This window comes from Pseudomonas sp. XS1P51, assembly GCF_054897845.1.
In genome coordinates this window covers 6197217-6218414 of the sequence record NZ_CM142707.1, presented here as the reverse complement: position 1 = coordinate 6218414, position 21198 = coordinate 6197217, and the positions used below count along the sequence as shown (strand labels likewise).

The following is a 21198-nucleotide window of genomic DNA, read 5'->3' as shown; positions in this document are numbered from 1 at the left end:
CCTACAGGGGACCGCTTTCAGCCCTGCGACACGGAATAAGAACAAGAGTGAAACGACAGAACGCAGTAGCTCTGACCCATACGATTTTAAGGAGTAACAACATGATTCCGGTGATCTTGTCAGGTGGTAGTGGCTCACGTCTTTGGCCGCTTTCGCGTAAGCAATTCCCTAAACAGTTCCTCGCCCTGACCGGCGAACACACACTGTTCCAGCAAACCCTGGAACGCCTGGTGTTTGAAGGCATGGACACCCCGATAGTGGTCTGCAACAAAGACCACCGCTTCATCGTCAACGAACAGCTGAGCGTCCGCAAACTGGAAACCCAGCGCATCCTGATGGAACCGTTCGGGCGCAACACTGCGCCTGCAGTGGCCCTGACCGCGATGATGCTGGTCAACGAAGGTCGCGACGAGTTGATGCTGGTGCTGCCGGCCGACCACGTGCTGGACGACCAGAAGGCCCTGCAACGCGCCCTGGCCCTGGCCACCGTCGCAGCAGAAAACGGCGAAATGGTGCTGTTCGGTGTCCCGGCCACCAAACCGGAAACCGGCTACGGCTACATCAAGTCGACCAATGACTCGCTGCTGCCCGAAGGCGTCAGTCGTGTTTCGCACTTCGTCGAAAAACCCGACGTGAAACGCGCCACCGAGTTCGTCCAGTCCGGCGGCTACTTCTGGAACAGCGGCATGTTCCTGTTCCGCGCCAGCCGTTTCCTCGAAGAACTGAAAAAACACGATCCGGACATCTACGACACCTGCCTGCTGACCCTTGAGCGCAGCGAACAGGACGCAGACACCATCTCCATCGACGAAGCCACCTTCGCCTGCTGCCCGGACAATTCCATCGACTACGCGGTAATGGAAAAAACCCAGCGCGCCTGCGTCGTACCGCTGACGGCGGGCTGGAGCGATGTGGGCTGCTGGTCGTCGCTGTGGGAAGTGAATGAAAAAGACGCCAACGGCAACGTCACCAAAGGCGATGTGGTCATCCAGGACAGCAAAAACTGCATGATCCACGGCAACGGCAAACTGGTGTCGGTAATCGGCCTGGAAAACATCGTGGTCGTCGAAACCAAGGACGCCATGATGATCGCCCACAAGGACAAGGTCCAAGGCGTGAAACAGATGGTCAATACCCTCAACGAACAGGGCCGCAGCGAAACCCAGAACCACTGCGAGGTCTATCGTCCGTGGGGCTCCTACGACTCGGTGGACATGGGCGGCCGCTTCCAGGTCAAGCACATCTCGGTCAAACCGGGCGCGTGCCTGTCGCTGCAAATGCACCACCACCGCGCCGAACACTGGATCGTGGTCAGCGGCACCGCCGAAGTGACCTGCGACGAGAATGTGTTCCTGCTGTGTGAGAACCAGTCGACCTACATTCCGATCGCGTCGGTTCACCGCTTGCGTAATCCGGGCAAGATTCCGCTTGAGATTATTGAAGTGCAATCGGGGAGCTATTTGGGTGAGGACGATATCGAGCGGTTTGAAGATATCTATGGTCGGTCTACGCCGATTGAGCGTGGGGTTTCGGTGAAGACCATCGCGCAGTAAACAATCGGTAAAACGAGAAGCCCCCGTCCAGGTCACTGCGTTCCCTATCCGCAGTGGGTTGGGTGGGGGCTTTTTCAGTTTAAAAATTAAAGTACTTCATTTGAACTTCATCGACGTTCAAGGCATGAATCAGACTTTCCACGCTGGATGCGTTAAGGAGGTTAACTTTTATTCGCAATGAAGGATTCGTCTTATACTTTTCCAGACTCGCCAAAAGCACCGGTTCGACACCCTGAACCATAATATTCGCGACGGCACCCATGCCCTCGATCGCTCCAATCAACAGCCCTTCGTCCAATCTGCTTCCGGCTGAGCGCGGATCTTTTGCAATTCTTGCTGCCTCTTGCCTCTCGAGATCCTGATAGTGCTTCAGCCCGGTGCTTGCCATAGGCTGGTTTTTGTATGACCAGATGTCCTGAGTCCTATTATATGAATGACTACTTTCATGACTGATCATTCGAAAAAAAGAAGCACCACTCGCCCTATCATTGACTTGGGACGTTATGTAAATTCTGGGATCATCTTGAAATGTAAACACTGGACCATTCCCACTAAATTCGACCATCAGTATATCTTCCCCCGCTGTTTTTTCATGATGACCGACGCCTTCACCAAGTACTTTTAGAACATCAATTGTCGCGCTCGCGGCTTCACGCACATCAATTTCACTCTCAGGCGTATTACCGAAATAGTCTCTAATAACGCCCTCCACAAATTCAGACTGAGCCGAACCCTGTAATTTACTGATAGCTGTGGCGATAAACTCCTTACTTCCAGCCACCCCCTGATAAATACTTCCCTCAATTTTCGGATATGTTTTACCGATTTCTTTCGCGCCTCTTTTTCGTACATCAATACCTCGTTCCTTAAAATAATCGGTTTCTGCGGAATCACCTCCTACCAACCCCTCCATGTCTTTTAAAACTAATGGGCAATATTGACCATCGAGTAAAAGTTCAGGCCATCAACCCGTCCCGCTGGATCCGGATTCAGCCACCGCTGCAACCACGGTACGTAATATCGGAACCCATAGTAATAAAGCCCTGTCACGTCACACTCTTTTCCCGAATACCGCACGGTTTTGTAGCTGACCTGCACCGCCTCACCGTTCGACCACGCCGTGCCGCCAAAGGGGTAATACCTTTCCTGGGTGATGATGCTGGCGTACTGGTCCAGTTCCAGCGTGCTCGAACCCAGATGGTCCGTCAGGCTATAGCGCTGCTGATTGTTGGCGATGTCCTTTGGACCCTTAGCCTTCCAGTGCAAAACCCGCACATTGCCACGACCAGTCGCCACTTCAATCACATGCAGCACTTCGCCGGTGCCACTGTGAGTACGGATTTCCAGGCCGGGCAAGTAGCGGGTTTCGATGATTACGGTTTGCGCATTGGTTTGCAGCGAGCAAACTTTGCGTACGCGCATGCCGTCGGCACCGTAGATGTAACGCTCACAATCATGCTCGGTGCGGTCACGCTCTACCGGTCGGACTTCGCGTAATTGATTGCGTAGGCCCCAGTGCAAGGATTGCCCCGGTTGCAGCATCAGCAAATTGCCGTTGGCGTCGAAGCCGTTGCGGAAGTCATCTTCGTCCGGCTCGATGCCATCGCGCACCGGCAGGCAGCGGTTGCTGTGGACGGCGGCGACCAGTCGATGACCATGGTTTTGTGGGCCGCTGTGGATCAGTTCGATCAGGTTGTTACCGTCATCGTAGTGGTAGGTTTGGCGGTAGTTGCCGGGCATGGCGGGATCCGCCGTCATCGCCGACGCCGGGCCGTGTTTGACCGCACCGGCCTCCCAGCCCGTCGCCTCGATCAACCGGTAGAGGGTGTCGTAACAATAGTGACTGACCGGCTCAATACACTGGTTGGCGAAGTAACGGATCGGCAGCGCCGCGTCCTCGATGCTCAGCACATTGCCGACCGGGTCGTAGGTGTAACGCAGATCCTGCAATGGCTCGCTCTGATCGTACCGGGACAACAGCCGTTGCAGACGCCCGTCCTCGGCGGTGTATTCAAGGGTGCTGATCACGCCATTACCCGCAACTTCCTGCTCAACCTGGCCGTAGGCGTTGTAGGTGATGGCGTTGACCATCAGCAGGCGTTCGGTCGTATTGCTCAGGCGCAACTCCACGGCGCGTAATTGCCCGTCGAGAGTCTGGCTGAAACGTTGTTCGTTGCCTTGGGCATCCGTCCGGGCCAGCAAGTCACCCAGCGGGTTAACCTGCGAATGCGTAACCAGACCAGGAAGCGCTTCATAAGCAAAACGCCGCTCTTGCTCGAGCACTGCACCGGTCAATCCGTAGTCATTGAATAGCTGTACACCCGCGGGATCACAGTGACGGATCAGTCGGCCGTATTGGTTGCGGTCGGCAGAGGCCTGTTCGTTCGCGCCATAACTCAAACGCTCCGCGCACATCGCTTCGTCCCCCACCTCCTGCTCGAACAGCGCACTCAGTCGCAACTGATTGTCGTACTGCATCCAACGCTGCGAACCTTGACCATCCCAGCTGAAAACCGGCTGACCCGCCTCGCCAAACAGATTCACTCGTAGCCCGGCATCGACGCTGACACTGCACAAAGCAGTGCCGGAGAGTGAATGGATGGTACTCAGGTTGGCCGGTGCCGATACATCCTGGAACAGGCGTGGACCCCACAAAGCAATCGCCCGCCCTGCAGGGTCATAGACCGTGCGATTGACCCGCGCTTCGACCGTATCTCCGGGGCCGGCACGGTAGTAATCCACCGAACGCACAGCCAGACCGCGCGGTTCAATAACCGTCAATTTTGGGGTGTGGCGGTGTATGGACAATCGGTGAGTCTGCATCGGGTGTTTTCATGTTGATTTACACTAGCTAATGCTGAAAACCCGTGCCTGGCTACTGTCAGAAATAACAGTGCCGACCATTGGAGGTGTGGACAAACGAGGCATACGTCCACCGGTGGGCGCCAACACCCGTGCGGAACACCGGATCGTGGTCAGCGGCACCGCCGAAGTGACCTGCGACGAGAATGTGTTCCTGCTGTGTGAGAACCAGTCGACCTATATTCCGATCGCGTCGGTTCACCGCTTGCGTAATCCGGGCAAGATTCCGTTTGAGATTATTGAGGGGTAATCGGGGGATCTACCTCGACGAAGACGATATCGAGCGGTTTGATGATATCTACGGGCGTTCCACGCCGATTGAGCGTGGCGTGTCGGTGAAAACCATCGCGCAACCATTGAATGGCATCACTTCAAGGTAACAAACGGATACCAATAACATCGAAGGACAAGTAATTTGAACCCGTAGTTCATGCTTATCGAAATCCTAACTAATGTTCTTAACGAGAAAAAATCGATGTTATTTTTATTGCCTTTGGCTCAGACCAATATTGAACACGAGTAAGCTTATCCTAATAAGAGACAACGGACCTGGTTTTTACCAGTTTTACACCACTCATGGGATTCGATTTCAACAGTTCATAATTAGCGCTAGAGACATGTTCAACTTCAAAAACCTCGAGAATACTTTGTCTTTCAACCTCATTTCCAACAAGAACTTCTTGAGACCCCTTGGCAAAGTTAAAGACTTTAGAAGCACTCTTCTCACTTACATTCAATTTATTTTTTTCATTATGTCGCCTGAGCAGCTTCTGCCTATCCAACTCATTGGTAAGATCGTACACCTTTGATGACCTCGGTCTTTCAAACCTAACCACTTTCCCACTGTTTTCACTTGCCCATGCCGCCGCAACTTTTACTGAGCGAGAAGCGGAAATCCACTTTGACTTTCTTTTAGCCGTAGTTCCATGAGCGACGTGATCAAAAGCAGTTATTTGTGGATCATGATTATCTGGAGCTCTTAAGCCTGAATATTCCGGATCCTCATCTCCCCTAATAGCTCTATAGAAAATATCTGGATTCCCGCTATCCGAATCGCCTTCAGAGTCAACATGGAGCGTTCTAACTCTTGGCCTCCCCTTTGGAGCTTTGTTGAATAAACCAGCCCTACTGGCAATCTTGTACCTTGGCGCCCCCCAACCGTTGAGTTATTTGCTTCTGTTTTTCTTGTAGGGCTTAAACCTATGTTATCCGAATGAAAAACCGGACTATTTCTAACCATTTTGAACATATTTAATCCATCTATATCACCAGCCGGATCCGGATTCAGCCATCGCTGCCGCCACGACACGTAATATCGGAACCCATAATAGTAAAGCCCCGTCGCGTCACACTCTTTCCCCGAATACCGCACCGTTTTGTAGCTAACCTGCACCGCCTCGCCGTTTGACCAAGCCGTGCCACCAAAGGGGTAGTACCTTTCCTGGGTGATGATGTTGGCGTGCTGATCCAGTTCCAGTGTGCTCGATCCCAGGTGATCCGTCAGGCTGTAACGCTGCTGATTGTTGGCAATGTCCTTCGGTCTTCCCTCCTCCCAATGCAACACCCGCACGCTGCCGCGACCGGTCGCCACTTCGATGACGTGGAGCACTTCGCCGGTACCGCTGTGGATACGAATTTCCAGACCGGGCAAGTAACGGGTTTCGATGACGACCGTTTGGGCGTTGGTTTGCAATGAGCGGATTTTGCGCACGCGCATGCCGTCAGCTCCGTAGGTATAACGTTCGCAATCATCGAGATCAGAGTCGCGTTCCACCGGTCGCACTTCGCGCAGTTGATTGCGCACATCCCAACTCAGCGTTGCCCCCGGTTGCAACTTCAGCAGGTTACCGTTGGCGTCAAAACCGTCGCAAAAGTCTTTCTCGTCCGGCTCGATGCCATCGCGCACCGGCAGGCAGCGGTTGCTGTGAGCGGCGGCGACCAGTCGATGACCATGGTTTTGTGGGCCGACATGGGTCAGTTCGAGCAGGTTGTTGCCGTCGTCGTAGTGGTAGGTTTGGCGGTAGTTTCCGGGCATGGCGGGATCCGCCGTCATCGCCGTTGCCGGGCCGTGTTTGACCGCACCGGCCTCCCAGCCCGTCGCCACGGTCAATCGGTAGAGCGTGTCGTAACAATAATGACTGACCGGCTCGATGCGCTGATTGGCGAAGTAGCGAATCGGCAGCGCGGCGTCTTCGATGCTCAGCACATTACCAACCGGGTCGTAGGCATAACGCAGATCCTGCAACGGATCATTCTGATTGAGTCGGGATATCAGGCGTTGCAGGCGCCCGTCCTCGGCGGCGTATTCAAGGGTGGTGATCACCCCATTACCCGCGACTTCCTTTTCAACCTGGCCGTAGGCGTTGTAGGTGATAGCGCTGACCATTGATAGTCGTTCGCTCGTATTGCCGAGGCGTAAATCCGCCGCACGCAAAAAGCCGTCGAAGGTCTGAGTAAATCGCTGTTCGTTGCCTTGGGCATCGGTTCGGGAAAGCAGGTCACCCGCCGGGTTGAAGCGTGAATACGTTGAGAAAGTCTGCGCGATGTCATCGAAATGCCGCTCTTGCTCGAGTACCGTGCCGGTCAATCCGTAGTCGTTAACCAGCAGAGCACCGGCAAGGTCTTCGTGGTTGATCAGTTGGCCACATTGGTTGTGATCAACGAACGCCTGATCATTGGTCGCATAAGTCAAACGCTCCGCACAAGTGGCGTCGCCCTCTGCGGCTTGCTCGAACAGTGCAGTCAATCGAACCTGATCGTCATAGTGCATCCGGCGCTGCGAACCCCGGCCATCCCAGTTGTGGAGTGGTTGCCCTGCATCCCCCAACAGACTGACACGCAGCCCGGCATCCACGTTGACCGTGCATATGACAGTTCCGGCCAGATCATGAACCGCGCTCAGGTTCGCCGGAACCGTCGCATCCATAAATAGACGCGAATCCCACTGCGCGATCGCTCGCCCCGCGGGGTCATGGACCGTGCAATTGAACCGAGCCTCAGCCGAGTTGCTCGCCACGGCACGGTAGTAATCCACCAAGCGTAAAGCCAGACCGCGCGGGTCGATGGCAACAAGCTTCGGGGTACGGCGGTGCATTTCCTGTAGCAGCGTTTGCATAGCAATTGCCCCGGAAATTTTTAAGATAATAACGCCCGAAATAATTACGAATCACGACAATACGACTAATTTCCAGGCCAATAAACTTGTGTTTGATATTTAAGGCGCTGCGGATCCTCCGGATCATACTCAGGGGCCTTAAAAATATCTCCCCCCCCTCGTTTTTTATAAAAATCATCAGCCCTATAAAGTTCAGCACCATCAAAATCCGGGATAATAGGAGATTTCAGATCTCCGGGCACTGCATGCACCATCAAAATCCGCTCAGAAATAAAAGTGCTCGATAGATCAACACCTGATTGCTTAAGAAAGTGTAGCGTATGAATTTTTTGCTCCATATTAGGTTTATAGTGACCACTTTTACTCTCAACAAATACGACCTTACCCTCGTAAATTGTCATCATCCCCACGTCAATCACTCTGCCACCGCCAAACCCACTAGAATGATGAAGTTCGTTTGCCTTGTGTGGATATACAAGTAGCTGCCTTTCACTTGGCAAATCAGTATTCCAACCAAGAACATAAGCCATTTGCGTAAGTTTCCAGTTAACAAACGAGGTGGTCTTTGGCGTTTCCTTACTTACAGCTCTTCCTCTAACCATAGTGCTTGCAGAAGAGGTCAGCAGTTGGCCGCCCGCCGTGTGAAGCAGTCCGTTTTTTACCGAAACCACATATTTTTTTCGCTCTTCTAATGAAAAATATTTCACCCCCCTGAACTTGTGGGAGCGTTCAGTTATACGTGATGGGTCATCCAAAACCTCTGTCGCGTCTCCGGTTGCGCGCTTACTCCCCAACATAGGATGTATCAAACCTTTCGGACGCGTTTCAGGAAATAGTTTCCCACGAAGTGTAAAAACTGCACTTTTCCACTTTTCACTGCTCGGCCCATATCTACTTTCGTTACTTCCAGAGCCATCAACTTCTCCTCCAGACAAGCCATCACGATCCAACTTGTTAATCGGATCATTTATCACCATCGAGTAAAAGTTCAGACCATCGATATCTCCAGCTGGATCCGGGCTTATCCACCTCTGCCACCAGGGCACGTAATACCTGAACCCATAATAATAGAGCCCCGTCGCATCCCGCTCTTTCCCCGAGTACCGAACAGTTTTACGACTCGTCTCAACCTCCCCTCTCCCGGCAAACCAAGCAGTAGTACCAAATGGGTGATATCGCTCCTGACTGATCACTTCACCGTCGCTGTCGAGTTCCAGGGTGCAAGAACCCAAATGATCATTCAGGCTGAACCGGTATTGATCGTTGGCACTGTCCTTCGGGGGCGCCGACTCGCAGTGCAACACCCGAACACTACTGCGTCCGGCCTGGACGCTGATCACATGAAACACTTCGCCAGTGCCACTGTGGGTACGGATTTCCAGACCGGGCAAGTAACGGGTTTCGATGACGACCGTTTGGGCGTTGGTTTGCGACGAGCGGACTTTGTGCACACGCATGCCATCGGCGCCGTAGACGTAACGCTCACTGTCATTCTCGGCACCGTCACGCTCGACCGGTCGAACTTCGCACAGTTGATTGCGCACATCCCAACTCAGCGTTTGTCCCGGTTGCAACTTCAGCAGGTTGCCGTTGGCGTCGAAGCCGTTTCCGAAGTCTTCTTCACCCGGCTCGATGCCATCGCGCACCGGCAGGCAGCGGTTGCTGTGAGCGGCGGCGACCAGTCGATGACCATGGTTTTGTGGGCCGACATGGGTCAGTTCGAGCAGGTTGTTGCCGTCGTCGTAGTGGTAGGTTTGGCGGTAGTTTCCGGGCATGGCGGGATCCGCCGTCATCGCCGTTGCCGGGCCGTGTTTGACCGCACCGGCCTCCCAGCCCGTCGCCTCGATCAATCGGTAGAGCGTGTCATAACAATAATGACTGACCGGCTCGATGCGCTGATTGGCGAAGTAACGGATCGGCAGCGCCGCGTCCTCGATGCTCAGCACATTACCAACCGGGTCGTAGGCATAACGCAGATCCTGTAATGGATCATTCTGCCCGAGCCGGGACACCAGGCGTTGCAGGCGCCCGTCCTCGGCGGCGTATTCAAGGGTGGTGATCACGCCATTACCCGCGACTTCCTTTTCGACCTGGCCATGGGCGTTGTAGGTGATGGCGTTGACCATTGGCAGTCGTTCGGTCGTATTGCTCAGGCGCAACTCCACGGCGAGTAAATGGCCGTCGAGGGTCTGAGTAAATCGTTGTTCGTTACCGTGAGCATCCGTCCGGGACAGCGGATCACCCAACGGGTTAACGCGTGAATGCGTGGCCAAACCGGGAGGCGCTTCATTCGTAAAACACCGCACTTGTTCGAGCACTGCGCCGGTCAATCCATAGTCATTGAACAGCAGAACACCGGCAGGATCATCGTGACGGATCAGTCGACCGCACTGGTTATGATCAGCGAAGGCCTGATCGTTTGCCGCGTAACTCAAATGCTCAGCGCAAATCGCTTCACCCTCCACGGCTTGCTCGAACAACGCACTCAGTCGCAGTTGATTGTCGTAGTGCATCCAACGCCGGGAACCCCGTCCATCCCAACGGTGAACAGGTTGACCCGCCTCGCTGAACAGACTCACACGCAGCCCGGCATCCACGCTGGTCGTGCACAAAGCGGCACCGGACAGCGAATGGATACTGCTCAGATTGGCTGGGGCCGTCGCATCCAGAAACAAGCGCGGATCCCATAGATCAATCACTCGTCCCGCCGGGTCATGGGCCGTTCGATTAACCCGTGTTTCTGCGGTGTCGCTGAATTCCATGCGGTAATAATCTACCGAGCGTACAGCCAGATCGCGAGGATCGATGGCAGTCAACTTTGGGGTATAACGGTGCATTGCCGTTGCTTGAGCATCCATGACGAGTCGTCTCGAAGAATGGCGATCAGCTAATGCTCAAAATCCATGTTTGGCTACTGTCAGAAATTACAGTAGCGATCACTGGTACGAAAACCAGTCGACCTACATCTGATCGCCTCGGTGCGAACTCGGGCAAGATTTTGGTGAGGACGATATCGAGCGGTTTGAAGATATCTATGGTCGGTCTACGCCGATTGAGCGTGGGGTTTCGGTGAAGACCATCGCGCAGTAAACAATCGGTAAAACGAGAAGCCCCCGTCCAGTCCACTGCGTTCCCTATCCGCAGTGGGTTGGGTGGGGCTTTTTGCACTAGATACAGGGATAGGTGTTCAATTACTTATGACTGTATATCCAGACATTTCGAAACGTCGAACAACAATAACCTGATATTTTTTTGAAAGAACGTAATCACGCTGCTCTACGCCAGGATTACCCAAGTGGTACTTCGAAATAAAAGAGGCATGTTCAGGATTTAGTGTTCTTGAAGTCCATTTCAAGCGAATGACGCCGTCGGACCGTTTTATTCCTGAAAACCCAATATAGTTCTCGTTTTTCCCCGAAAGCATTTTGACCATCATCGCATGCCCTGTGAAATCAAGTTCGGAGCCATCTGCCATTTTTCCAACAGAATGCAAAGCTTCAAGCGGAAATGAAAAACTGGGGCTCTTAGGCCCCACCTTATAGGTAACTCCTCTAGGCATCTGCCGCTCAACATCCGACCCAGGTACACCCAATTGTGAAGAAACAGCAATATCTACCCTCTGTTTTTTTATGGACATGACGGCGACAAACTGACGATTTTTTTCCATTGCTAGCAGGTTGCTTTTCGCCTCAAAAGATAGCCCTTTGCCCTTTGAGGCTAATGAGTTTATCTCTTGGGGATGACTTGCATCATCCCTCTCGACTGAGACAGCTTTACGGCCTTTTTCCTGAAAATTTAGTGCCGACTGTCTCGACTCAGCAGCTGTTGGAAGAGAAACTAACGAGTAAATAGAATTAGTATTTGTACTTCCTGGCATAGTTTCAGATGAAGTATCTGTAGAGACCAAACCATCCTCATCCCGATAACGCAGTGGGTTATTTCGCATTGCCCTAAAACGGTTAGGCCCATCAATGTCTTCCGATGGATCCGGATTCAACCACCGCCGCAACCACGGCACGTAATATCGGAACCCATAGTAGTAAAACCCTGTCGCGTCCTGCTCTTTCCCCGAATACCGCACCGTTTTGTAACTGACCTGCACCGCCTCGCCGTTACTCCACGCTGTGCCGCCAAACGGGTAATACCGTTCCTGGGTGATGATATTGGCGTTCTGATCCAGCTCCAGCGTGCTAGACCCCAGATGATCCGTCAGGCTGTAGCGCTGCTGATTGTTGGTGATCTCATTCGGTTTTCCAGCCTTCCAATGCAACACCCGCACGCTACCGCGTCCGGTCGTCACTTCAATGACGTGTAGCACTTCGCCGGTGCCGCTGTGGGTACGGATTTCCAGGCCGGGTAAATAGCAGGTTTTAATCTCGACGGTTTGCGCATTGGTTTGCAGCAAGCGAACTTTACGCACACGCATGCCGTCGGCACCGTAGTCGTAGCGCTCGTAATCGTCGGGACCAGCGTCGCGTTCGACCGGCCGGACTTCGCGCAGTTGATTGCGCAGGTCCCAACGCAACGTTTGGCCCGGTTGCAAGCTCAGCGGGTTGCCGTTGGCGTCGAAGCCGTTGCGGAAGTCTTCTTCGCCCGGCTCGATGCCATCGCGCACTGGCAGGCAGCGATTGCTGTGGGCAGCGGCGACCAGTCGATGGCCGTGGTTTTGTGGGCCGAGGTGGGTCAGTTCAAGCAGGTTGTTGCCGTCATCGTAGCGGTAGGTTTGGCGGTAGTTGCCGGGCATGGCGGGATCCGCCGTAGCCGCTGACGCCGGGCCATGTTTGACCGCACCGGCCTCCCAACCGGTCGCCTCGATCAACCGGTAGAGCGTGTCGTACCAATAATGGCTGACCGGGTCGATAAGCTGATTGGCGAAGTAGCGGACCGGCAGCGCGGCGTCTTCGATGCTCAGCACATTGCCGACCGGATCGTAGGTGTAACGCAGATCCTGTAATGGATCATCCTGACCGAGCCGGGATACCAGGCGTTGCAGGCGCCCGTCTTCGGCAGCGTATTCAAGGGTGCTGATCACGCCATTGTCGGCGACTTCCCTTTCGACCTGGCCGTAGGCGTTGTAGGTGATGGCGCTGACCATCGGCAGTCGTTCCAGCGAGTTGTTCAAACGCAACTGTGCGGCGCGTAATTGACCGTCGAGGGTGTGACCAAAGAATTGTTCGTTGCCTTGGGCATCGGTTCGGGAGAGCAAGTCGCCTGGCGGATTGAAACGTGAACGCGTCGCGAAGACGTGCGCGCTCTCGGCAAAACGCCGTTCCTGTTCAAGTACCGCACCGGCCAATCCGTAGTCGTTGAACAGCAAAATCCCCGCCGGGTCCTGGTGACCAATCAACCCACCGCATTGGTTGTGATCAACGAATGCCGGATCGTTCGCCGCGTAGGTCAGACGCTCCCCGCAAATTGCCGCGCACCCCACCGTTTGCTCGAAGAGCGCAGTCAATCGCACCTGATTGTCGTAGTGCATCCGGCGCTGCGAACCCCGGCCGTCCCAGCTGTGGATCGGTTGGCCCGCCTCACCGAACAAAATAATATCCAAGCCTGAATCGACACTGACGGTGCACAAGACGGTGCCAGTGAGCCCATGGAACGTGCTCAGGTTGGCGGCCGATGCATCCTGGAGCAAACGCGAATCCCGTTGTGCAATCGCCCGCCCCGTCGGATCATAAATCGTGTGATTAATCCGCGTTTCAATAGATTCATCTACGGCGGCACGGTAATAGTCCACCGCACGCACAACCAATCCGCGAGGTTCAACGACCGTAAGACTTGGGGTATTGCGGTGCAGGGCCAATAAACGAGATTGCATCGCGCGCTTCATTTCGATTTATTTTCGGACATACTCAGACCATGCCGCCCTTCATATAATTTGAAAGATCATTCATCCGTTCAACAACATAACGCTCAGGAAGCTTATTAAATCCACCACTGCGCCCGAAAGAATAATATTCCAATCCACGCTGGCTATCCTGCACTGAAAACAATTGCAGATAAGTTCCACCAAGGCGCCGTATTTGCTCCACCCTCCCGTCAGGTGGAACGTCAGGAAATACAACTTCCCCATTCTCAACTAACAGCGCATCATCCAACTGATACCTGGGATCCGCGGCAGCTGGAGCAGTTGCTTTAATATTACCAACTTCAAACATCCCGACATCAGCCAAATGAGGTAGGGGAAATGTTGGCCAAGCATCGGCGACTATAATTTTTCCGTTCCTACCTTGTGGCTCACGATAATCACCTATAACGACAAATGCGTGATCAACTCCATTTCCCGCAGAAACCTTAACAACTGGCTGGTGTGTCTCGGTACTGGCGAGAAGATTAAATAATACATCTGCATGCTCTCCACAGTTTCCAATCCCAAACCTAAGCGATGATCCCAAGGGATTTATGTCTTTGCGAACTACTTCACTTAGCATATAAACCATATCAGCCGGATCATCAATCGACCTCATCAAGTCAAGAACTTGATTGGGCGAGCCCTTTCTCAGCAGCGTCTTCGTGATCAAACTCCCAGCCCGCACCTGCTCAAGAGAAGTATAGGTTTGATCATCAACTCCCTGAAAAAAAATAGTCGGCGCACTCGTCAGCCCAAAACCTGTTTTATACACTTCCACGACAGGATCAAGTTTCGGCCCATCAATACCAATAGCCTGACGTTGTTCTGAAGTCAGTGCATTAACGTCAATACCCGTTGTTCCTTGCTCGTCCTTGTAGCTCAGTGGATTACCACTAACAAAGGCAAGCAAGTTGTTCCCATCTACATAACCCGCCGGATCCGGATTCAACCACCGCTGCTGCCAAGGCATGTAGTAACGCAACCCATAGTAATAGAGCCCCGTTGCATCCCTTTCCTTACCCGAATAGCGCTGCGTCCGGCGACTTTCTTCAGATGAATCCCCGCTGTCGCAGGATGCCGTTGCGCCAAACGGATGATAGGTTTCCCGGCTGATCACCCGCGCCTGGCTATCGAGCTCCAGCGAACAGGAACCGAGGTGATCGGGCACGCTGTAGCGGCAGGCGTCGTTGGCCATCCCTTTCGGCGTCTCGGTTTCCCAATGCAGCACTTGGGTGGTACCGTATCCCGCCTGAATATTAATGACATGGAGTGTTTCACCTGTGCCGCTATGGATTCGCAGCTCCAGCGTTCCCAGATAACGCACTTCGGCCACGACCGTACGGGCGCCGGTGTGCGTCTCGCTGACTTTTCGTACACGCATGCCGTCGGCGCCGTAGATATAACGCTCACGATCATTCAGCCCTCCGCTGCGCACCACGGGCTGAACCTGCTGCAACTGATTCCTTGCGTTCCAGCTCAATGTTTGGCCAGGCTGCAGTTGCAATGCATTTCCGCTGGCATCAAAGCCGTCGCGAAAATCTTCCTCGCTCGGCTCAAGGCCATTGAGTACCGGCAGACAACGGTTGCTATGACGGGCCGCGATCAGGCGGTGACCGTGGTCTTGCGGGCCTTCGTGCGTCAACTCCAGCAGATTTTCGCCGAGATCGTAACGATAGGTCTGGCGGTAATTGGCTCGGGCAAGCGGATCTTCGACGATGACCGGGCCTTTATTGTGGCTGCCTCTCTCCGAACCGGAGGCTTCGATTAAACGGTACAAGCTGTCGTAAACAAATTGGTTGGTCGAGTCGACGCGCTGGTTGGCAAAGTAATGAATGGGCTGGACTGCGTCCCGGATGCCGAGCACATTACCAACGGGGTCGTAGGTGTAGTTCAAATCCAGCAATGGATCTTTCTGGTCTGGGCAGGACAACAAACGCACCAGACGTCCGTCTTCGGGTTGATAGTACAGCCGGGTGATGACACGGTTACCGGCCGTTTCCTGCTCAACTTTGCCTTCGGCGTTGTACTGGATCGCGCTGGCCAATGTTTTTAGCGTCGAATCCCCGCTCAGTTGAAGCCGAACCTCGCGTAACTGGCCGGCAATTGTCTGGCTGAAATACTGTCGATTGATCCTGGCGTCGATCTGCTCAATCAGGTCGCCCGTTGGATTAAATCGCGAACGAGTCGTTGCCCCCTCACCTGGCTCGAGTAACAACTCGCAATCCGCCACCGGTTCCGACCAATCAGGTGGTGTCAGGGCTGCCAGAAAATGTCGAGTCTGCTCAAGCACAACCCCTGTCAAAGCATACTCTTTGAAATGCACAATCCCCGCCGGGTCATGGTGACGAATCAGGCGACCGCACTGGTTTTGCTCCACGAAAACCTGGTCGTTCGCCGCGTAACCCAAATGTTCCGCACAAATGGCATCTCCTTCTGCAGCTTGCTCGAACAGCGCAGTCAGTCGCAATTGATTGTCGTACTGCATCCGGTGTCGCGCACCCCGACCATCCCAGCTGCAGACCAACTGACCCGAGCTTCCAAACAAACTCAAACGCAGCCCGGCATCCACACTGACAGTGCGTAAAACAATGCCGCCCAAACTGTGGATCGTACTCAGGTTGGCCGGTGCCGATACATCCTGGAACAAACGCGGATCCCGTCGTGCAATCGCCCGCCCCAGCGGGTCATAAGTCGTGTGATTAATCCGCGTTTCAATCGGTTCATCTACGGCGCCACGGTAATAATCCACCGCGCGCACAGCCAATCCGCGCGGTTCAACGACCATCATTTTTGGGGTGTTGCGGTGTAGGGCCGATAAACGAGGCTGCATCGCATACCTTCATGCCGATTTGCATCAGCTAATGCCGAAAACTCATGCCTGGCTACTGTCACAAATTACAGGCTAGACAAACGGTCACCCGCGCATCGCCCATCGCCAAGCCCACCTCCCCTTAGGTAGGATGACCCTCTCTCCTGCGAGGTTTTGCGTCATGTTCATCGGTGTCCTGCTGGTCATTACCTGGTTGATCCTGCTACTGCGCTATCCCGCCAAAGCCTTGCCGGTTTCACTCGCGGCCGCCGTTGGATTGGGTCTGGTGGCAACCTGGGTGATCTGGATGGATAACCGCGAGGTCAAGCAACTGGCGCGGCTTGAGTTGCGCATCACTTATGCGCCGGAGCGCTGCCCGGCGGACCGTCCGTTGCAATTGACCATGAACAATGGCAACGACGTACCGCTGACCGAGTTGCGTTGGCGCGTCGCCGCTTACGCACCGGGTGATACGGTCAACCTGGCCGACAATCAATATGCCGCACCGCGTTATCGCGGCCCAGGCGAACTGCAGGCCGGCGCCAATTGGGAAGACTGCTTGCCGCTACCGCCGCTGCGTCCCGGTTATCGCCCGCAAACGCTGGAGTTTCGCGCCGAGCGTTTGCAGGGTAGTTTCTCCGACTGAATCCCTTCTCTCTTTTGCACAAGGACCGCGCCATGCCCGTTGCGTTGATTACCGGTTGTTCCAGCGGCATTGGCCGCGCCCTGGCCGACACCTTCAAAGCGGCCGGTTACGAAGTCTGGGCCAGCGCCCGCAAGACTGAAGATGTGGCCGCTCTGGCGGCGGCCGGTTTCACCGCCGTGCAACTGGACGTCAACGATGGCGCGGCGCTTGAACAGTTAAGTGAACAGATCAATCAAAAGCATGGCGGCCTTGATGTGCTGATTAATAACGCCGGTTACGGTGCCATGGGGCCGCTGCTTGATGGGGGTGTGCCGGCCATGCAGCGGCAATTCGAAACCAATGTGTTTGCGATCGTCGGCGTGACGCGCGCGCTGTTTCCGGTGCTGCGCCGGGCCAAGGGCCTGGTGGTGAATATCGGCAGTGTGTCCGGGGTGTTGGTCACGCCGTTTGCCGGTGCTTATTGCGCCTCGAAAGCGGCGGTGCATGCCTTGAGCGATGCCTTGCGCATGGAACTGGCGCCGTTCGGCGTACGGGTCATGGAGGTTCAGCCCGGGGCCATTGCGTCCAGTTTTGCCAAGAATGCCGGGCATGAAGCGGAGCAGTTGATCAGCGAACAATCGCCTTGGTGGCCGTTGCGTGACGGCATCCGTGCCAGGGCGAAAGCGTCCCAGGACAACCCGACCCCGGCCAGTGAGTTTGCCGCCGGGTTGCTCAAGGCTGTGCAGCAGAGCAAACCGCCACGGCTGGTTCGTCTGGGCAATGGCAGCCGGGCGTTGCCGTTGTTGGCGGGGTTGTTGCCCAAGGGGGTGCTGGAGTCGGGGTTGATGAAGCGGTTCGGGTTGAGTGGGCAACTTTGAGACTGCGGTGACCCTATCGCGAGCAGGCTCGCTCCCACACTGGATCGCCTTCGTGCACCTGTTTTGTGTTCACTGAAGATCTAATGTGGGAGCGAGCCTGCTCGCGATGGGCACGACACGGTCTGACAGTTACTCCACGCCGTCCTGTTTAACCACCACCGTGCAAGTAATCCCCGCCGCCAACAGCACCCCCTCCGGCACTTCATCAATGTGAATCCGCACCGGTACCCGCTGAGCCAAACGCACCCAGTTAAAGGTCGGGTTCACATCAGCGATCAGCTCACGGCTTTCCGGGTTATCACGGTCATAGATGCCGCGAGAAATACTCTCCACATGCCCCTTGAGCACTTCGCCGCTCATCAGTTGCATATCGGCCTTATCGCCGACCCGCACGTGGGGCAATTTGGTTTCCTCGAAAAAGCCATAGACCCAGAACGAGTTCATATCGACCACGGCCATTTTTGCTTCGCCGATGCGCGCGTAGTCGCCGCGATGGACGTTGAGGTTGGTCACGTAACCATCCACCGCTGCACGCACCTCGGTGCGTGTGAGGTTCAGTTCAGCGGCTTCCAGTTGCGCTTGTGCGTGCTGATAATCGGCCAGGGCCGAGTCGGCGATGTTGCTGGCGTCGTCGCGGTTTTCCTTGGAAATCACCAAGGCGTCCATGTCGGCGCGGCGATGGGCGTTGACCTTGCGCATCTCCCACGTCGACTTGCGTGAGGCCACGAGGGCCTGCGCCTGTTTGACCGCGATGCGGTAGTGCTCGGGGTCGATCTGCATCAGCAGGTCACCCTTCTTCACCAACTGGTTGTCACGCACCGGCACGTCCACCACTTCTCCGGTAACGTCGGCGGCGACGTTGATGATGTCGGCGCGCACCCGGCCGTCACGGGTCCAGGGGGTGTCCATGTAATGCACCCAGAGGGTCCGGCCGATCCATATCGCGAGGGCCAGCACCAACAGGGTGGCGAGCAGGCTGAAGAGCTTTTTCATCAGGGCGTTCTCAACGGTAAACAGTCAGCGCCAGGGCGCCGAACAGACAGGTAAACAGACTCAGGCGCAGCAGCGCCGGGTGCCAGAAAAAACGGTACAGATCGAACCCGGACAGGAACCTGTCCAGCGCCCAGGCCAGCGCCGCGGCGATGAAAAACATCAGCGTCATGGTCGGCATGTACACGCCGTGGAAGGCGATTTCACGAGGCATGTTCAAGTCCTTGGGGTTTGGCATAGGCAGCAAGCGGCGATTGCGGGTCGAGTAACGAGGTGCGGATGAAGTGCAGGTAGCTCTTCACCCGGCGCAAGGCAGAGGTGTCGAAGTGCGGGGCGAAAGGTTCGTCGGTGGCTTGCACGCGGCTGATCGCGTGGTCGACCGCGACCAACCCGCGTTCAAGATTGCTCTGGCTCGGTTGCAGAAACAGCCGCACCAGCGAGCGGCCCATCACCCGGATCGCCTGGCGCCACGGCTGGGATTCGGCATAGGCCGGATGCACCGGCAAAATCGCCTGTTCCTTGCGCAACTCGATGATCGCGTGGCCGACTTCCAGCACCACGAACATCCAGCGCAGCAAGTCCCGTTGCACCTGCGGCTGGCCCGCGGCTAAACCGTAAGCCTGGTGCAGCAAATCCCGCGTGCGGCTTTCGAAACTCGACGCCAGGCCCTTGAGTTTGCCGCTGATCGCATACACCACTTGCCCGCGCAGATCCTGCTCCAACCGGCGCCACAACCAGCGGCTGTTGGGCGGCAGGATGATCGCCCCGGCCGCTGCGCACACCAGCATGCCGAGCACCATGGCGATGTAGTCGTTGATGAAGGCGTAGGGGTTGTAGACGGTGAGGTTGTCCGGCACTGAACCGGTGCTGAAGAAGATCAGCAAACCGAGGCCGACACCCGCGTATTGCGGTCGCGAAGTCAGAAACGAACCGAGCACGATCACTGGCGCGAGCATCACGCAGAGCAAGGGGAAACCGTCGATCCACGGGAAGATGAAAAACATCTCGACGAAGCCGATCAGCGCGCCGAGAAACGTCCCGCAGGCCATCTGGAACGCCATGCGTTTCGGGTTGGGTGTCGCGGCGGACAGGCCGACAGTGGCGGCAGCAATCAGCGTCATGGTCGCCCCGCTCGGCCACGCCGTGGCGACCCAATAGCTGCCGAGCACCACCAGAATGAACGCGGCGCGAATCCCCGACGCGGCCGACGCCAGCCAGTTGGTTTGTGGGGTGAAAGGTTCGTCCCAGCGTTCACGTTCATGGCTGTGATCGGCCAGGGAGGCGTGGGTCTGTGCATAACTGTGCAGGTCGTCGACGAAGCGATACAGCAGTTCGTACGCGGTGTGGAAATCCAGCTGCTCGGCGTCGCTTGGATCGCTCTCTTGAAACCTTGCCCGCAGGCTGCGAACCCTTGTCGGCAACCCTTCCTTGTAAGCGCTCAGCGCTATCACCAAACGTGCGGCGTCGGGGCTGGTCAGGGCGCGACCGCTGAAACCGTCGAGCACTTCCGCGAGGTCTTGCAACCCCGGTTTGATCGCCGCGACAACGTGGTCGGCGCCGCTGCTGCGCAAGCGTTCGAGCAACTGGTGCAAGGCGTTGAAACGGGTGGTGATGCTCATGAACTCGCTGTTCAGGCGACTGAGCCGACCATTGCGCCGACGCATGTGCGGGTCTTCGAACACGGTGACGCTGCGCAGCCCTTCCAGGCCGACCGCCTCGGCGATAAAGCGCACGTTGCTCGCTTCAAAAGCCTCGCGTTTGCTGCGACCGCGCAAGCCGTCGGTGACGAACAACGCAAACACGCCGAAGCGCTGATACAACGCGTTGTGCATCGCAGCGCTGGCGGTTTGCGGGAGGATTGCGGCGCTGACCAGCGTGGCGCAAAGAATCCCCAAAGAGATTTCCAGCACCCGCCAGACCGCCGCCATGAACGCGCCGTCCGGGTGTGCCAATGCCGGCAACCCGACCATCGCGGCGGTGTACCCGGCGAGCACGAAACCGTAGGCGCGGAAGTTGCGATAACGTGCCGCGCCGGCCGAGCAGATACCGACCCAGATCGCCAGTGAGCCCAGGAACAGTTCGGTGTTTTGCGCAAACAAGGCAATCAGCGCGACCATCACCGCCGACCCGGCCAGCGTGCCAAGAAAGCGATAAAAACTCTTGGCAAACACCTGACCGCTTTGCGGTTGCATGACGATGAACACGGTGATCATCGCGGTGCGCGGTTGCGGCAATTCCAGGCGCATGGCCAGCCACAGGGTCAGGAACGCCGCGAATAAAACCTTGAAAATGTAGACCCAGGTCACGCCGTCGCTGCGTGCCCAGTCAAAGAAACCCCGGCGCCATTCAAGGGAATACAGCCAGCGCAAAGGTGCGGGCAAGGGAGTCATGGAATCCTGCTCATTGGTCGAAGGTTGTGCGGCGAGCCGGACCTTGTGGGAGCGAGCCTGCTCGCGAAAGCGGTGTGTCAGGCGACATCATCATTGACTGACACGCCCTCTTCGCGAGCAGG

11 protein-coding genes and 3 pseudogenes are annotated in these 21198 nt (G+C 55.7%); 5 read left to right on the top strand and 9 right to left on the bottom strand.

All coding sequences use genetic code 11. From position 1 onward, the window contains the following. Positions 1 to 101 precede the first annotated feature (101 nt). A complete protein-coding gene (locus tag ACYZUD_RS28795) occupies positions 102 to 1553 on the top strand; it encodes a mannose-1-phosphate guanylyltransferase/mannose-6-phosphate isomerase (RefSeq protein ID WP_462021230.1) in 1452 nt (483 codons plus the stop codon). 79 nt (positions 1554 to 1632) lie between these two features. On the opposite strand, the gene ACYZUD_RS28790 is transcribed toward ACYZUD_RS28795, so the two are convergent. After that, positions 1633 to 2466 carry a hypothetical protein gene (locus ACYZUD_RS28790; RefSeq protein WP_462021229.1) on the bottom strand — a complete coding sequence of 278 codons (834 nt, stop codon included), beginning with the start codon at positions 2464 to 2466 and terminating at the stop codon, positions 1633 to 1635. Positions 2467 to 2477: 11 nt separating this feature from the next. Then, positions 2478 to 4376 carry an RHS repeat domain-containing protein gene (locus ACYZUD_RS28785; protein ID WP_462021228.1) on the bottom strand — a complete coding sequence of 633 codons (1899 nt, stop codon included), beginning with the start codon at positions 4374 to 4376 and terminating at the stop codon, positions 2478 to 2480. Positions 4377 to 4506: 130 nt separating this feature from the next. Here ACYZUD_RS28785 and ACYZUD_RS28780 point away from each other — a divergent pair. After that, a pseudogene (locus ACYZUD_RS28780) lies at positions 4507 to 4795 on the top strand (cupin domain-containing protein); the annotation flags it as partial. A gap of 599 nt (positions 4796 to 5394) precedes the next feature. Here the strand turns inward: ACYZUD_RS28780 and ACYZUD_RS28775 are convergent. Both ACYZUD_RS28775 and ACYZUD_RS28770 read right to left on the bottom strand, forming a co-directional pair. Beyond that, positions 5395 to 7530 (bottom strand): RHS repeat domain-containing protein, encoded by a 2136-nt coding sequence (locus ACYZUD_RS28775; RefSeq protein ID WP_462021227.1) that lies wholly within the window; start codon positions 7528 to 7530, stop codon positions 5395 to 5397. 65 nt (positions 7531 to 7595) lie between these two features. After that, positions 7596 to 10388, bottom strand: a complete 2793-nt coding sequence (locus ACYZUD_RS28770) for an RHS repeat domain-containing protein (protein ID WP_462021226.1) — start codon at positions 10386 to 10388, stop codon at positions 7596 to 7598. A 130-nt stretch (positions 10389 to 10518) separates the two neighbouring features. Here ACYZUD_RS28770 and ACYZUD_RS28765 point away from each other — a divergent pair. Next, positions 10519 to 10620: pseudogene (locus ACYZUD_RS28765) on the top strand (alginate biosynthesis protein AlgA); the annotation flags it as partial. 97 nt (positions 10621 to 10717) lie between these two features. Here ACYZUD_RS28765 and ACYZUD_RS28760 read toward each other — a convergent pair. Together ACYZUD_RS28760 and ACYZUD_RS28755 are read right to left on the bottom strand one after the other, a co-directional pair. Then, complete coding sequence (locus ACYZUD_RS28760) at positions 10718 to 13351, bottom strand: RHS repeat domain-containing protein (RefSeq protein WP_462021225.1); 2634 nt, start codon at positions 13349 to 13351, stop codon at positions 10718 to 10720. A 34-nt stretch (positions 13352 to 13385) separates the two neighbouring features. Further along, complete coding sequence (locus ACYZUD_RS28755) at positions 13386 to 16214, bottom strand: RHS repeat domain-containing protein (RefSeq protein WP_462021224.1); 2829 nt, start codon at positions 16212 to 16214, stop codon at positions 13386 to 13388. Between the two features lie 160 nt (positions 16215 to 16374). On the opposite strand from ACYZUD_RS28755, the gene ACYZUD_RS28750 reads away from it, so the two are divergent. Both ACYZUD_RS28750 and ACYZUD_RS28745 read left to right on the top strand, forming a co-directional pair. Continuing rightward, on the top strand, positions 16375 to 16839 hold the full coding sequence (locus tag ACYZUD_RS28750) for a multidrug transporter (RefSeq protein WP_462021223.1): 465 nt from the start codon (positions 16375 to 16377) through the stop codon (positions 16837 to 16839). Positions 16840 to 16871: 32 nt separating this feature from the next. After that, a complete protein-coding gene (locus ACYZUD_RS28745; RefSeq protein WP_462021222.1) occupies positions 16872 to 17696 on the top strand; it encodes an SDR family oxidoreductase in 825 nt (274 codons plus the stop codon). An 80-nt stretch (positions 17697 to 17776) separates the two neighbouring features. Here the strand turns inward: ACYZUD_RS28745 and ACYZUD_RS28740 are convergent. The 3 genes and pseudogenes from ACYZUD_RS28740 to ACYZUD_RS28730 form a co-directional block, all read right to left on the bottom strand. After that, positions 17777 to 18689 (bottom strand): annotated as a pseudogene (locus ACYZUD_RS28740) (efflux RND transporter periplasmic adaptor subunit). 10 nt (positions 18690 to 18699) lie between these two features. After that, entirely contained in the window at positions 18700 to 18900 is a 201-nt protein-coding gene (locus ACYZUD_RS28735) for a DUF1656 domain-containing protein (protein ID WP_007896379.1), read from the bottom strand. After that, positions 18890 to 21076 (bottom strand): FUSC family protein, encoded by a 2187-nt coding sequence (locus tag ACYZUD_RS28730; RefSeq protein WP_462021221.1) that lies wholly within the window; start codon positions 21074 to 21076, stop codon positions 18890 to 18892. The genes ACYZUD_RS28735 and ACYZUD_RS28730 overlap by 11 nt, the downstream gene beginning before the upstream one ends. Between the last annotated feature and the right edge of the window lie 122 nt (positions 21077 to 21198).